The organism is Paucibacter sp. KCTC 42545, from assembly GCF_001477625.1.
Taxonomy (GTDB): domain Bacteria; phylum Pseudomonadota; class Gammaproteobacteria; order Burkholderiales; family Burkholderiaceae_C; genus Paucibacter_A.
Genome location: NZ_CP013692.1, coordinates 3,297,618 through 3,311,851, shown reverse-complemented (window position 1 = coordinate 3,311,851; position 14,234 = coordinate 3,297,618). Strand labels below are relative to the sequence as shown.

Below are 14,234 nucleotides of genomic sequence, written 5' to 3'. Positions count from 1 at the left end.
TTTTGCTTTTACCCCCACGGGGGGGGTGGACTGCGTACCCGCAGGCCGGGGGCCTTACATCCCGGGCATCATGCCCTTCAGCCCCTTCATACCGCCCATCTTCTTCATCATCTTCATCATGCCGCCGCCGCTCATCTTCTTCATCATGCCCTGCATCTGATCGAACTGAGTCAGCAGGCGGTTCACGTCCTGGATCTGCACGCCGGCGCCGGTGGCGATGCGGCGCTTGCGGCTGGCCTTGCTCTTGCCGTCCAGCAGCAGATTGGGTTGGCGGCGTTCCTTGGCGGTCATCGCGTTCAAGATGCCTTCCATGCGCTTCATATCGCGCTCGGCGCGGTCCATGTCTTGCGGGCCGGCTTTGGCGGTCATCTGCGTGGGCAGCTTGTCCATCAGGCCGGCCAGGCCGCCCATCTTCTTCATCTGCGAGATCTGCGCGAGGAAGTCGTTCAGATCAAAGCCGCTGCCGCTCTTGAGCTTCTCGGCCAGCTTTTGTGCTGCAGCGACGTCGACACCCTTGGTCACTTCCTCGACCAGTGCCACGATGTCGCCCATGCCCAGCACGCGGCCGGCGTGGCGTTCGGCGTCGAAGACTTCCAGGCCGTCGATCTTCTCGGACACGCCGGCGAACTTGATCGGCGCGCCGGTGATCTGGCGTACCGACAGCGCCGCGCCGCCGCGTGAGTCGCCGTCCAGTTTGGTCAGCACGATGCCGGTCAGCGGCAGCGCTTCCTTGAAGGCTTTGGCCGTGTTGATCGCGTCCTGACCCTGCATGGCGTCGACCACGAACAGGGTTTCGATCGGGTTCAGGATGGCGTGCAGATCGCGGATCTCGGCCATCAGCGCTTCGTCAATCGCCAGGCGGCCGGCCGTGTCCACCAGCAGCACATCGAAGTAATGCTTTTTGGCGTAGTCGATGGCGGCCAGCGCAATTTCGCGCGGCTTTTGATCCGGCGCCGAGGGGAACCATTCGGCACCGGCCTGGGCTGTCACCGTTTTGAGCTGTTCGATGGCGGCGGGGCGGTAGACGTCGGCCGAGACCGTCAGCACTTTTTTCTTGCGCTTTTCAATCAGGTGCTTGGCCAGCTTGGCCGTGGTGGTGGTCTTACCCGCGCCTTGCAGGCCGGCCATCAGGATGACGGCGGGCGGCTGGGCGGCAAGGTTGAGATCGGCCACGCCCTCGCCCATGGTGGCGGCGAGTTCCTTTTGCACGATGGACACCAGCACCTGGCCGGGGTTGAGCGAACCCACCACTTCGGCACCCAGGGCTTTTTCTTTGACGCGATTAATGAAGTCGCGCACCACGGGCAGGGCCACGTCGGCCTCCAGCAGGGCCATGCGCACTTCGCGCAGCATCTCCTGGACATTGCTCTCGGTGATGCGGGCTTGGCCGCGCATCGTTTTCACGAGGCGACTGAGGCGGTCGGTCAAATTGGAAGCCATTGGGGGTGGCGCCCTCCTGTAGAGAGAGGCGCGCAAAAGTACACTGTGACCATGATTTTATCCATCGCATCTTCGGGGGCCGCCAATCTGCTGCTGGCGGGCGCCAGTTTGTTGGCGGTTGTGGCTTATGGCGTGGTGGCGGGCCATAGTGCCAAGTCGGTCTTGCCGCAGGTGCCCACGGGCCTGGCGCAGCGCTTGCCCGGCCTTTTGCTGCTGGCCTGGGGCTTGCATCTGCTGGCCTTGCTGCTGGATTTTTCGGGCTTGGGTCAGGCCGTGCCTGGCACCCGGTTCGGCTTTGGGCCGGCCCTGTCGGCAACGGTGTGGTTGGTGCTGGCGGTGTATATGTTGGAAAGCCGCTTCCTGCCTTTGCCGAGCGTGCGGCGCATCTTGGCCTTGATCGCTGCGGCAGCGGTGTTGGTCGCCTGGGTGTTCCCGGGTGAAAGCCGGCCGCATGCAGGTTCACCCTGGGCACCGCTGCATTGGTTGCTGGGTCTGGCCTCCTACGGCTTGTTTGGCGTGGCGGTCTTGCATGCCGCGTTGCTGAACCGGGCTGAGCGCATGATGCGCACCCTCAACAAGCCCGGCCTGGGCGGAAGCAGCGAGCCTGCAGCGCAGCCGGTGATGCCTTTGTTGCGGCTGGAACGGCTGACATTCCAGTTCGTGACTGCGGGCGTGGCGGCCTTGTCGGCAGCCATTTTGTTGGGCTGGTGGTTCACGCCGCATTGGCGTTGGGATCACAAGAATTTGTTGGCCGTGCTGGGTTGGCTGGTGCTAACGGGCTTGTTGACCGGGCGGCGCGTGTTTGGTTGGCGCGGGCGGCGCGCCACGCGTTGGCTTTACTTTGGCGCCATGCTCTTGCTGCTGTCCTATGTGGGCTCGCGCTTTGTGCTGGAAGTGCTGGTGCAAAAGCCAGTCGCCTACTGACTGGTGTGACGCACCAAACCTTTGAGAGTAGGCCTGTGAGATGAAATTCTTCCTGATTCTTTTGCTGCTGGGCCTGGTGGTCTTCTTGCTGGGCATGAAGCATGCACGCCCCGCGCAGACCAAGACGCCTAAGCCCAGTGCGCCCGGCGCGCCCGCCGAGTCTGATGTTGCGCCGCAGACCATGCTCAGTTGCGCCCATTGCGGCTTGCATTTGCCGCGCGACGAAGCTCTGCCGGGCAAGGGTGGCGTGTTCTGCTCGGCCGCGCATCGCGCTGCCTTCGAGGCGCAGCAGCCCCCGTCGGGCGCCTGAGCATGGCCGGGTCCAGGGCGAATTGGTTCGGCTTGGCGCCAAGTGCGCAAGCGGGCCAGGAGGAGGGCGGCGGCGTCTCGCAGTTCGACGAAGGTGATAGCGGTATCGGGAGGGAAGAGGCTGGGCAAGCTGCCCCCCATGAGCTTCATGGGCCTGGCGAGGATGCCGCTGCAGTGGCCTCGGGCGCTGGTGTGGCCGGCCCCGAGTCGCGCTTCTTTTTTCAGCAGGCGCGGCGCTTGGTCAATACCGGCGGCAGTGCGTTTGCGCGGCTTTACCGCACCTTTCTGGGCGCCCGGGCGGCCCTGGGTGTGGTGCTGGTGGCCGTGCAGCTGATGGCTGTTTTGCTGGGCAGCGCGGTTGTGCCCTTGACGCTGGCTTTGTGCGTGCTCTATGCCGTGCAAGCGATGAGTTTGTGGCTGTGGCCGCAGCTGATGCGCGGGGCTTCGGCGCAAACCATGGCGCGTGTCAGCAGCCCGCAGTGGTGGGGCAGCATCGGCCTGGACTTGCTGGTCTTCGGCGGCCTGCATGCGTTTGAGCGCGCCGCCAATGTCAATTACGGCGCCTTGCTGGTGATGCCGGTGCTGATGGCCGGCGTGCTCACGCCCCGGGTTTTGGCCCTGGCCACTGCCGCGGCGGCCACTTTGTGGATGTTGGGTGTGGCGGCCTGGTCGGTGCTGGAGGGCGGCGATGTGGGCCTGCGCCTGACCCAGGCTGGTCTGCTGGGTGGCGGCTTCTTCGTCTTCAGCTTGATGGCCAGTGAATTGGCCAGCCGCCTGGCCAAGGAAGAGCGCAGCGCGCGCGGCAGCATGGAGTTCGCGCGCCAGCAGGCGCAGCTCAATCGTTTGGTGATTGACGAGATGCAAGAAGGCGTGATGGTGGTGGACAGGCGCGGCCGGGTGCGCGCCGCCAATCCGGCTGCGCGGGCCTTGCTGGCGGATGGCACGATGGTTCGGCCAGCCCCTTTTCAGTTGCGCGGTGTGCCGGCCTGGGTGCCCTTGGTGCAGGCGGTGGAACAGGCCTTTGCCGAAGGGGCTTGGCCCGAGGCTGGGCGCGATGTGGATTTGCGTTTCGACGAGCAGGGCTTGGCACAGCGCGGCCTGCGCTTGCGAATGCGCTTCACCCGCCGGCGCGAGTCCGACACCAGCGAAGACCTGTGCGTGCTGTTTGTGGAAGACACGCGCTTGCTGCAGGCCCGCTTGCAGCAGGACAAGCTGGCGGCGATGGGCCGGGTGTCGGCCGGCATTGCGCATGAGATTCGTAACCCGCTCGCAGCCATCGATCAGGCCAATGCCTTGCTGGCAGAAGATGCGCAAGAAGCGCAGGAGCCGCGCGCCCAGCAGCTGACCCGCATGGTGGCGGCCAATGTGCAGCGGCTAAAACGCATTGTTGATGATGTGTTGGAGGTGGCGCCCGGCGCCAAGTCGGTGGCCGTGCCGGTGGACGCGGCGCTGCTGGTGAGTGAGACCTGCCTGGACTGGGCGCGCACCAATCAATTGCCGCCGGGGCCCTCTGACCCCTTGAGTTGCACCGTGCCCTTGCAGCCCTTGGTCATCGCCTTCGACCCCGAGCATCTGCGCCGCGTGCTGGTCAATCTGCTGGACAACGCCTGGCGCCATGCCGAGCCCGGGCCGGCCTGTGTGCAGGTCGAGCTGGCGCTGGAGCCCGAGCTTGATGAGGTCTGGGACGGCCAAAGAGAGTTGCCGCGGGACAGCCCGCGCTGGGCCCGCTTGCGCGTCTTCAACTGCGGCGTGGCGATTCCGCCGGAGGTGGAGCGGCATTTGTTTGAGCCATTCTTTTCCACCCGTAGCCGTAGCCGTGGCTCGGGTCTTGGCTTGTACATTTGCCGGGAGCTGTGCGAGCGCTACGGTGCCAGCATTGATTACCACTGGCGCCCGGGCGGCGCGCAAGCGGGCAATGAGTTCAGTTTGCGCCTACGCCTGATGCCGCCAGCGCGGCCCTGACTTGATGTGGTCAACGAAGCAACCAACGAATGAACGAGTGAAGAAGAACGCGCATGAGCACAGCGAACCCGATCTTTAGCCTGCTGGTGGTGGACGATGAGCCCGATCTGCGCACGCTCTACGAGCTGACCCTGCTGCGCGAAGGCTATGAAATGGAGACGGCCGGCACCGTCAGCGATGCCTTGCGGCATTTGCAGGCGCGCAGCTTCAGCGCCGTCATCACCGATATGCGCCTGCCCGATGGCAGCGGGCTGGACATCTTGCAATGGCTGGAGGCTCAAGGCCGGCAAGAAAAGGCTCTGGTGATCACCGCCTTTGGCTCGGCCGAAAACGCGGTTGAGGCGCTCAAGGCCGGGGCTTATGACTACCTGACCAAGCCGGTGGACCTGCGCCAGTTCCGCCTGGTGGTGGCCTCGGCCCTGGGCCGTATGCCGGCCACGGCCGCGACCGTGCAAACCTCGCAACTGCCCAGCCAGCAGGCTTTGAATGCCAGCGAGGCGGCCACCGCCGCAATTGCCGCCAAGGCCGCCGCACCCAACAAGCCTGCCGCGCTTGCGCCTACGCAGGCCTCATTCGCTGCGCCAGCCAGGCCGCAAGCCATGCCCGCGCAGACAGCCGCCGCGGCGGCCTTGTCGCGCTTGGCCGGTCAGTCCGCCGCCATGCAAGAGGTGCGAGCCTTGATCGACAAAGTGGCCCGCAGCATGGCGCCGGTGCTGGTGCAGGGCGAGTCCGGCACCGGCAAGGAATTGGTGGCGCGCGCCATTCACGACAGCGGCCCGCGCGCGCGTCAGCGCTTTGTGGCCGTCAATTGCGGCGCCATCCCTGAGCAACTGCTGGAAGCTGAGTTCTTCGGCTACCGCAAGGGCGCTTTCACCGGCGCCAACGAAGACCGCGAGGGCTTTTTCCAGACGGCCGATGGCGGCACTTTGTTCTTGGATGAAATCGGCGATCTGCCGCTGGCCATGCAGAGCAAACTGCTGCGCTGCATTCAGGAGCGCTCGGTGCGACCGGTAGGGGCGGTGGTGGAAACGCCGGTGAATGTGCGCATCCTCAGTGCCACCCACAAAGACCTGGGCAGCGAGGTGACGGCGGGGCGCTTCCGCCAGGATTTGTTCTACCGACTCAACGTCATCCAACTGCGCGTACCGCCACTGCGTGAGCGCATCGAAGACATCCCGCTGATTGCCGACAAGGTGCTGAGCCGCATCGCGGCCGATGCTGGCGTGTCACCCACGCCGCGCCTGACCCCGGCGGCGCTGGCCCAGCTGACCCGCTATGCCTTCCCCGGCAATGTGCGTGAGCTGGAAAACCTGTTGCACCGTGCGCTGGCGATGTCGGGTGGTGAGTGGATTGACGCGCCCGATCTGGGCCTGCCCGAGTCCATGCTGGATGAGGTGGAGCCGCTGGATGCGGGTGATGCGCTGCCGCCGGCCTCAGCCTTGCGCGAAAAAGCAGCCGGCCTGCCCAGCTTGGCGCCCGGGGACATCCCGGCGGATCTGGCGGTTTATCTGGACGAGGTGGAGCGCGAAATCTTGCTGCGCGCGCTGGAGCGCCATCGTTTCAATCGCACCGCCGCGGGCGCCAGCCTGGGCCTGTCTTTGCGGCAAATCCGCTACCGCATGGCGCGGCTGGGCATCACCGAAGGCGAGGGCGGCTGAGTTCGGGCCAAGCCCTCACCCGGCTCGCGGGATTGAGGGTGAATTTGGCCTGGGACTTACCCTTTGCGCGGTGCCGGCAGCGTGCCAGTCGTGCCGCCGAATGCGCTGGATCGCAGCGGCGCTGCGCTCTCAATCAGCACTTCTCAAAGCAAGCATTGGCGCGGCTTAGCGGGGCGTTTTCGGCGCCAAGCAAGGCCTGATGCGGGTTGGCGCGGGCGCGCTGCGATGCCATCGGGCTTGGCGTGCTGTGCGAGCTGCGCGCAAACCGGAAAAAAGCCGCCAATTCAAGCCCGGCTAGCCGTTCAAACCTGTGGCGTCAAGCGGATAGGTACGCTATCCGTAGTGCTTGATGGGGTACTTGGCCCCAGATATAGTGCGCTTCATGGTATCCTTCAGCCCTGAGTTCAGCACCTTGTCCGACTGCTTTTCGAGCCGGCAAGGGCGCAGGGTTCGTGTGGAGTTTGAATGCGATTTCGCGCCGCGAAGCGTATTTGCAAGCCCCCGCCGATCACCCCAGGAACGCGCTGCCGTCTCTGGTCAGGCCTTGATGCCTGACCGTCGGGGCGGCACTCCAGGCGCGAGCAATTCAGCACAACAGAAATTCCAATCGCAGGCACGAGATCGCGCCGCCGTGAGCTTCATAGCTCGGTAGCGGCGTTATCGACTGCCTGTTTTTGACCCCGACAAAACCACAGAAGAAAGGACTTCATCCATGCAAACTCATGTTGATCAAGCAGTGTCAGACGGCGATCGCCACGCAGCCGCAGTGAGTCATGGCCAGGGCCAGGCCTCGGCCTATCTGGCGTATCACATCCTGCGCCGCAATGGTGCTGTGGTGTCGTTTGAGCCTAGCAAGATCGCCGTGGCCTTGATGAAGGCATTCCTGGCCGTGCATGGCACGACCGGTGCGGCCTCGGCCAGCGTACGCGAGACGGTGGACGGCCTGACCGAAGCGGTCGTGCGCGCCCTGGTGCGTTCGCGCCCCAGCGGTGGCACCTTCCACATCGAAGACGTGCAAGACCAGGTTGAACTGGGCTTGATGCGCGGTGGCCACCACGAAGTGGCTCGTGCCTACGTCTTGTACCGCGAGCGCCGCTTCCAAGAGCGTGCCCGCCAAGTGGAGCAAATGGCCCCGGTGGCTGCTGCTGCACTGACCGTGATCGACCGTGGCCAGCGCGTGCCGCTGGATCTGGCGCATCTGCAAAGCCTGATCGTGTCGGCATGTGCCGGCCTGGGCGCCGATGTGAAGCCTGAGCCCATCCTGGCTGAAACCAAGCGCAATCTGTACGACGGCGTGCCGATCGACGAGGTCTACAAGGCTTCCATCCTGGCTGCGCGTACCCTGATCGAGAAGGATCCGTCCTACAGCCGCGCCACTGCGCGCCTGCTGCTGCACACCATCCGCCGTGAGGTGATTGGTGGCGAGATCACGCAAGAGCAGATGCACACCCGCTATGCCGAGTACTTCCCCGGCTATATCAAGAAGGGCATCAAGGCCGAGTTGCTGGACGAGAAGCTGGGTCAGTACGACCTGGCCCGCCTGGGCGCCGCGCTGAAGGCTGACCGTGACCTGCAGTTTGACTACCTGGGTCTGCAGACTCTGTATGACCGCTACTTCCAGCACATCGACGACCAGCGCATCGAAATGCCGCAGGCCTTCTTCATGCGCGTGGCCATGGGCCTGGCGCTGAACGAAATCGACCGCGAAACCCGCGCCATCGAGTTCTATGAAGTGCTGTCGAGCTTCGACTTCATGTCCAGCACGCCGACGCTGTTCAACTCCGGCACACGTCGCTCGCAACTGTCGAGCTGCTACCTGACCACCGTGGCCGATGATCTGGACGGCATCTACGAGGCGCTGAAAGAGAACGCCTTGCTGAGCAAGTTCGCCGGCGGCCTGGGCAATGACTGGACACCCGTTCGTGCCCTGGGCTCGCACATCAAGGGCACCAACGGCAAGTCGCAAGGCGTTGTGCCTTTCCTGAAGGTGGTCAACGACACGGCCGTGGCGGTGAACCAGGGCGGCAAGCGCAAGGGCGCCGTCTGCGCCTACTTGGAATCTTGGCACCTGGACATCGAAGAATTCCTGGAACTGCGCAAGAACACCGGCGACGACCGCCGCCGCACCCACGACATGAACACCGCGAACTGGATCCCCGATCTGTTCATGCGCCGTGTCATGGATGGTGGCGACTGGACCCTGTTCAGCCCCTCCAACACGCCTGACCTGCACGACCTGTTCGGCGCCGCCTTCGAGAAGGCTTATGTCGAGTACGAGGCCAAGGCCGACCGTGGCGAGATCAAGCTGTTCAAGCGCCTGCCGGCCAAGGACCTGTGGCGCAAGATGCTCTCGATGCTGTTCGAGACCGGCCATCCCTGGATCACTTTCAAGGACGCTTGCAATGTGCGCTCGCCCCAGCAGCACGTGGGCGTGGTCCACTCCAGCAATCTGTGCACCGAGATCACACTGAATACCAATGACAGCGAAATCGCCGTCTGCAATCTGGGTTCGGTCAATCTGGTCCAGCATTTGAAGGACGGTGGCGTTGACCACGACAAGCTGCGCAAGACGATCTCGACCGCCATGCGCATGTTGGACAACGTCATCGACATCAACTACTACGCCGTCAAGAAGGCGCGTGACTCGAACCTGCGCCACCGCCCGGTGGGCCTGGGCCTGATGGGCTTCCAGGACGCGCTGTACGCGCTGCGCACGCCTTACGCCTCCGACGCTGCGGTGGAGTTCGCAGACCGCTCGATGGAAGCCATCTGCTACTACGCTTATGAAGCGTCGACCGAGCTGGCAGCTGAGCGTGGCCGTTACTCCAGCTACCCAGGTTCGCTGTGGGATCAAGGCATCTTGCCGATCGACTCTCTGGACCTGCTGGCCGAGGCCCGTGGCGGCTATGTGGAAGTGGACCGCAGCACCAGCATGGACTGGGCAGCGCTGCGCGCCAAGATCAAAGCGCACGGCATGCGTAACAGCAACTGCGTGGCGATTGCGCCGACCGCGACCATCTCCAACATCATCGGCGTGGACGCTTCGATCGAGCCTTGCTTCGGCAACCTCTCGGTCAAGTCCAATCTGTCCGGCGAGTTCACCATCATCAATGAATCCTTGGTGCGAGACCTGAAGAAGCTGGGCCTGTGGGATGACGTGATGGTCATGGACCTGAAGCACTTCGACGGTTCGCTGCGTCGCATCGACCGCGTGCCTGAAGAGCTCAAGGCTCTGTACGCCACCGCCTTCGAAGTGGAAACGCAGTGGTTGGTGGAAGCCGCCGCGCGCCGCCAGAAGTGGATCGACCAGGCTCAGTCCCTGAACATCTATATGGCCGGTGCCTCGGGCAAGAAGCTCGATGAAACCTACAAGCTGGCTTGGCTGCGTGGTCTGAAGACGACCTACTACCTCCGCACCATGAGCGCTTCGTCGGCCGAGAAGAGCACCGTCACCAAGTCGGGTCAACTCAACGCCGTTTCGTCCGGCGCGGCTGCCCCGATCTTGTCGGCGCCGGCACCTGCCGCACCGGTGGAAGAGGAGCTGCCCGCCACCGACATGAAGTTCTGCTCGATTGACAACCCGGACTGCGAGGCCTGCCAGTAAGCAAGCGGCCGGCAAGAGGGTTGCGGCGAAGGCTCAGCATCGCGCTGCGATGTGAGTTGCAGCCACAACCCGGACTGCGAGGCCTGCCAGTAAGCAAGCGACCGGCAAGAGGCTTGCGGCGAAAGCTCAGCATCGCGCAGCGATGTGAGTTGCAGCCACAAGCCGGACTGCAATGCTTGCCAGCAAGCATGGGCTCTGCAGGACGGATGGGGTGAAAACACAGCATTGCGCAGCGATGTGTGCGATAGCCACCACCCGGACTGCTCGGCCCTTCAGTGAATGAGGGCGTCGCGCGCACTCAGTTTTGGCTTAAAGCGCGCGATGCCTTGGATGCCACTGTTCATCGACTAAAAGCCGGTTCTCGTTTTAACGTGCCGGCTTCGGTGTTTGGTGGGATCTGCGTAAATTGAGCGTTAGGACGATGCTCGCGAGCAACGCAATTCGTTGCGCGATGTCAAGAAGTTCTTGGTGTTTGAACACAACACTCTGATAATTCGTTTCGATAGGAAGGCCACTATGTTGGTTTGGGAAGAAGACCTGAAGCCTGCTGATAAAGCACATGCAAATACCGCGTCCGGCACTGCTGCGAACGCGGGTGCAACCGTCACCGCTGTGACGACCGCCAACTCCCCAATTCGCAGCGCCGCTGCGCCGGCCCCGGTGTCTTCGGCTGCGGCTGTGGCGCCGACCTTGAGCGCTGCTGAGCGCCGCGTCAAAGCGGCCGACAAGCGCATCATCAACGGCCAGACCGACGTCAACCAGTTGGTGCCCTTCAAGTACAAATGGGCCTGGGAAAAGTACCTCGCCACTTGCGCCAACCACTGGATGCCGCAAGAAGTGAATATGTCTCGCGACATCGCCTTGTGGAAAGACCCGAACGGTCTGAGCGAAGACGAGCGCCGCATCATCAAGCGCAATCTCGGCTTCTTCGTGACCGCCGATTCGCTGGCCGCCAACAACATCGTGCTGGGCACCTATCGCCACATCACGGCGCCCGAGTGCCGCCAGTTCCTGTTGCGCCAAGCCTTTGAAGAGGCGATCCACACCCACGCCTATCAGTACATCGTGGAGTCGCTGGGTCTGGATGAGGCCGAGATCTTCAACGCCTACAACGAAGTCAAGTCCATCCGTGACAAGGACGAGTTCCTGATCCCCTTCATCGAAGCGATCATGGATCCGCACTTCCACACTGGCACGCCCGAGACCGACCAGACCTTGCTGAAGAGCCTGATCGTCTTCGCTTGCTTGATGGAAGGCCTGTTCTTCTACGTCGGCTTCACGCAGATTCTGGCCATGGGTCGGCAGAACAAGATGACCGGCGCCGCTGAGCAGTACCAGTACATCTTGCGTGACGAGTCCATGCACTGCAATTTCGGCATCGACCTGATCAACCAGCTGAAGATGGAGAACCCGCATTTGTGGACGGCCGATTTCAAGGCTGAAATCAAGGCGCTGTTCATGAAGGCCGTGGATCTGGAATATGCCTACGCCGAAGACACCATGCCGCGCGGCGTGCTGGGCTTGAATGCGTCCATGTTCAAGGGCTATCTGCGTTACATCGCCAATCGGCGCGCGACTCAGATCGGCTTGGAGGAGTTGTTCCCTAACGAGGAAAATCCCTTCCCTTGGATGAGCGAAATGATTGACCTGAAGAAGGAACGTAACTTTTTTGAAACTCGCGTCATCGAATACCAATCCGGTGGCGCCTTGAGCTGGGATTGAGCCCGGACGCAAGACAAGCCCTGCGGCTTGTCTTGTGACTCGTTCAAGCCAAATGGCCTGCGTGCCAAATGACTGAACTCCGACTTGGGTGCTTCGTGCGCATCCATCTCAGTTCTCAGCTCAAGAAGAAATTGAATTTGTCGAGGACCAAAGGCTCGTGCTGAAAGCGCGGGCTCGGGTTGTCGAAACCAAAATTCACCGTACTGGGGCGCTCCTCCTGGGCGACATCTGGGCGATGAATAGCTGCGAGGCAGCGGTGCTTAACCGTGCTGGCTGTGCGCAGTGCTTTTTCCACTTGATCAAGGAGAACTGAAATGGCAACTGCAAAGAAAGTCGTGGCTAAGAAGGCCGCCGCACCCGCAAAGAAGGCTGCCGCACCGGCAAAGAAGGTCGCTCCCGTGAAGGCAGCTGCACCTGCGAAGAAGGCTGCCGCTCCGGCAAAGAAGGCCGCTGCACCTGCGAAGAAGGCTGCTGCTCCGGCTAAGAAGGCTGCCGCACCTGCGAAGAAGGTTGCTGCTCCAGCGAAGAAGGCCGCTGCACCTGCGAAGAAGGTTGCTGCTCCGGCGAAGAAGGCCGCTGCACCTGCGAAGAAGGTTGCTGCTCCGGCTAAGAAGGCTGCCGCACCTGCGAAGAAGGCTGCTGCTCCTGCGAAGAAGGCTGCTGCTCCTGCGAAGAAGGCTGCTGCTCCTGCGAAGAAGGCCGCTGCTCCTGCGAAGAAGGCTGCTGCTCCTGCTAAGAAGGCCGCTGCACCTGCGAAGAAGGTTGCTGCTCCTGCTAAGAAGGCTGCTGCACCTGCGAAGAAGGTTGCTGCTGCTCCTGCCAAGAAGGCTGCTGCACCTGCGAAGAAGGTCGCTGCTCCTGCAAAGAAGGACACGCCTCCAGTCAAGCCTCCGGTGAAGACCGGCAAGGCCGCTCCGGCTCCTGCCAAGAAGCCCGCTGCCAAGCCCGCTGCCGCTGCTCCCGCAGCCAAGACCGCGCTGAGCCCCCAAGCCGCATGGCCCTTCCCGACAGGCAACAAGCCCTGATCGTTCGAGATGGTGATCGCCAGCGTGGGTTTAGACCCATGCTTGGCGGCCCAGCAAAACCCGGCTTAGGCCGGGTTTTTTTATGCCTGAAGGTATGGCGTTAGGGCGGGCGCTTTGCGCCGTCTGCTTGTCGCCAGATCGGCGCGGCAGAGGCCCAGAGCCCTGGCTGTCGATGCGTGCTTCGCCCCGCTGCTCAGGGGTAGAAAATTTCGACGGTGTAGCCGCTGATGCTTTGTTGGCCGGTCGAGAGCAGGGCGAGCAAGGGCAGTTCAGCGCCGGCGGGCATAGCCTTGATGTCCGGACTTGCGGCCAGGGCATTGGCCGTGGCGCCCGAGGCAGCACCTGATGCGGAGCTTGATGGGGCTGAGGCCACAGATGCCGCTGATGCTGCCGCAGCCGCGCGCTCGATCCTGAACTCCTTAGGTGCCAGCAGGCGGCGGCTGATCAAAGCGCCTGTGCTGTCGGTCAGGCTCAGCTCCACCCAAGGCGTGGCCACCTCGATATGGCCTTTGTTGCGCAGGCTGATGGCCAGCCGATAGTGATTGCCGGTGTTGCCGGGGCTGAGCTGGCTCAGTGCCGTGCTTTCCACTGCGATCTGGTCGATGCGCTGCCAGGGCTTGAGCTCACAGCCGCTGAGCTGGCAATAGCTTTGCACGGCCGGCCGCGCGCTTGGGAACAGCGCGGCGATGGCATCGTGAAAATGCTGCAGCACCTGAACACTGAGCGTGAGCATCAGTAGCAAGGCAGCCACGCTGAGCCCAGCGCGAACCGAAGTCCGCTGCCAGAACTTTGCGCTATTGGACTGCCGCAAAAAGGACGGAACGTTTTCTTCGCTACTACCGCTGCCAGCCTTGCTTGTCTTCGCTTGCTTGGTCGTGCCGGCCGCCAGTCGCTCAGACAAAACCACATCGGGCTTGTCGTCTGGAATAGGCGCAATGGCGGGCTCGGTGGCGACGACCGGAGGCTTAGCTGCTGCTGCAGGCACTGCGCCGCGGCCATTGGCTTTGCTGTGCGGCTTGGCAGGTGCTTTGCTGGCTGGCTCTGGCTCACTGGGTGTGTCTGCCCAGGCCTGTTCTTCGTTGTCTACCCACTGCGGCTCAAGACGGGTTTCGTCAAAGTTGCTGACGGTGCTGATGGGCAAGGGCTCGTCGTCGGCCGGCTCATGAATATGCGCATGGCTTGCCGGTGTCGGCGCGTGGGCAGGCCTTGCTACATGGCGCGCTGGCGGTGTGAGCGGAGCGGGAGGGGTGGGCCTTGCGTCGCGCCCATCGTCCTGCCAATCTTCCACGGCGATTGGCTCGTCCTCTTGCTGCCAGCTGGCGCGGCCGTCATCCGGTGTCTGGGCGGGCGCCGGCGTGTCGTCGCTGGGGAAGGGGTCGGCTTGTGCCTCGCCTGCGGCCTGGGCAGGCCAGGGCGGGGGCGGCTCACGGTCAATATCGAAGAGCTGTTCGCGGGCGTCAAACACCTCGGCGCAACGGCCGCAACGAACAAATCCTTCGGAAACACGAAGCTGATCTTGCACCACCCGAAAGATGGTGCCGCAAGCGGTACAACGGGTGGCAAGGCTCATGGCCGAATCATGCCATGAGT

At 63.1% G+C, this 14,234-nt stretch carries 10 protein-coding genes; 7 read left to right on the top strand and 3 right to left on the bottom strand.

Features of this window, described 5'->3' with window-relative positions; translation table 11 throughout:
* Window positions 1-54: 54 nt before the first annotated feature.
* Window positions 55-1,440, bottom strand: coding sequence for a signal recognition particle protein (gene ffh / locus AT984_RS14360; protein ID WP_058720678.1), 1,386 nt, complete (start codon window positions 1,438-1,440; stop codon window positions 55-57).
* A gap of 51 nt (window positions 1,441-1,491) precedes the next feature.
* Between ffh and AT984_RS14355 the strand changes: the two genes are divergently transcribed.
* From AT984_RS14355 to AT984_RS14330, 6 genes are all read left to right on the top strand, one after another.
* The gene (locus AT984_RS14355; protein ID WP_058720677.1) at window positions 1,492-2,364 is read left to right on the top strand and encodes a cytochrome C assembly family protein; all 873 of its coding nucleotides are present in this window, start codon (window positions 1,492-1,494) and stop codon (window positions 2,362-2,364) included.
* Window positions 2,365-2,404: 40 nt separating this feature from the next.
* Window positions 2,405-2,674, top strand: a complete 270-nt coding sequence (locus tag AT984_RS14350; protein WP_058720676.1) for a PP0621 family protein — start codon at window positions 2,405-2,407, stop codon at window positions 2,672-2,674.
* A gap of 2 nt (window positions 2,675-2,676) precedes the next feature.
* On the top strand, window positions 2,677-4,635 hold the full coding sequence (locus tag AT984_RS14345) for a sensor histidine kinase (protein WP_082680037.1): 1,959 nt from the start codon (window positions 2,677-2,679) through the stop codon (window positions 4,633-4,635).
* Between the two features lie 53 nt (window positions 4,636-4,688).
* Window positions 4,689-6,293 carry a sigma-54-dependent transcriptional regulator gene (locus AT984_RS14340; RefSeq protein ID WP_058720675.1) on the top strand — a complete coding sequence of 535 codons (1,605 nt, stop codon included), beginning with the start codon at window positions 4,689-4,691 and terminating at the stop codon, window positions 6,291-6,293.
* A gap of 712 nt (window positions 6,294-7,005) precedes the next feature.
* Window positions 7,006-9,897, top strand: a complete 2,892-nt coding sequence (locus tag AT984_RS14335) for a ribonucleoside-diphosphate reductase subunit alpha (RefSeq protein ID WP_082680036.1) — start codon at window positions 7,006-7,008, stop codon at window positions 9,895-9,897.
* Window positions 9,898-10,413: 516 nt separating this feature from the next.
* Window positions 10,414-11,619 carry a ribonucleotide-diphosphate reductase subunit beta gene (locus AT984_RS14330; protein ID WP_058720674.1) on the top strand — a complete coding sequence of 402 codons (1,206 nt, stop codon included), beginning with the start codon at window positions 10,414-10,416 and terminating at the stop codon, window positions 11,617-11,619.
* 115 nt (window positions 11,620-11,734) lie between these two features.
* Here AT984_RS14330 and AT984_RS23610 read toward each other — a convergent pair whose 3' ends face one another.
* A complete protein-coding gene (locus AT984_RS23610) occupies window positions 11,735-11,914 on the bottom strand; it encodes a hypothetical protein (RefSeq protein WP_156422038.1) in 180 nt (59 codons plus the stop codon).
* A 19-nt stretch (window positions 11,915-11,933) separates the two neighbouring features.
* On the opposite strand from AT984_RS23610, the gene AT984_RS23605 reads away from it, so the two are divergent.
* Window positions 11,934-12,644 carry a histone gene (locus AT984_RS23605; protein ID WP_082680035.1) on the top strand — a complete coding sequence of 237 codons (711 nt, stop codon included), beginning with the start codon at window positions 11,934-11,936 and terminating at the stop codon, window positions 12,642-12,644.
* A gap of 193 nt (window positions 12,645-12,837) precedes the next feature.
* On the opposite strand, the gene AT984_RS14320 is transcribed toward AT984_RS23605, so the two are convergent.
* A complete protein-coding gene (locus AT984_RS14320) occupies window positions 12,838-14,214 on the bottom strand; it encodes a zinc-ribbon and DUF3426 domain-containing protein (RefSeq protein ID WP_058720673.1) in 1,377 nt (458 codons plus the stop codon).
* Window positions 14,215-14,234 lie beyond the last annotated feature (20 nt).

What these genes read in the sequence shown, in the direction of transcription:
- AT984_RS14345 (WP_082680037.1), top strand. Translation starts at nt 2,677, where the DNA reads ATGGCCGGGTCCAGGGCGAATTGGTTCGGCTTGGCGCCAAGTGCGCAA.
- AT984_RS14335 (WP_082680036.1), top strand. Translation starts at nt 7,006, where the DNA reads ATGCAAACTCATGTTGATCAAGCAGTGTCAGACGGCGATCGCCACGCA.
- AT984_RS14320 (WP_058720673.1), bottom strand. Translation starts at nt 14,214, where the DNA reads ATGAGCCTTGCCACCCGTTGTACCGCTTGCGGCACCATCTTTCGGGTG.
- AT984_RS14350 (WP_058720676.1), top strand. Translation starts at nt 2,405, where the DNA reads ATGAAATTCTTCCTGATTCTTTTGCTGCTGGGCCTGGTGGTCTTCTTG.
- AT984_RS14340 (WP_058720675.1), top strand. Translation starts at nt 4,689, where the DNA reads ATGAGCACAGCGAACCCGATCTTTAGCCTGCTGGTGGTGGACGATGAG.
- AT984_RS14330 (WP_058720674.1), top strand. Translation starts at nt 10,414, where the DNA reads ATGTTGGTTTGGGAAGAAGACCTGAAGCCTGCTGATAAAGCACATGCA.
- ffh (WP_058720678.1), bottom strand. Translation starts at nt 1,440, where the DNA reads ATGGCTTCCAATTTGACCGACCGCCTCAGTCGCCTCGTGAAAACGATG.
- AT984_RS14355 (WP_058720677.1), top strand. Translation starts at nt 1,492, where the DNA reads ATGATTTTATCCATCGCATCTTCGGGGGCCGCCAATCTGCTGCTGGCG.
- AT984_RS23605 (WP_082680035.1), top strand. Translation starts at nt 11,934, where the DNA reads ATGGCAACTGCAAAGAAAGTCGTGGCTAAGAAGGCCGCCGCACCCGCA.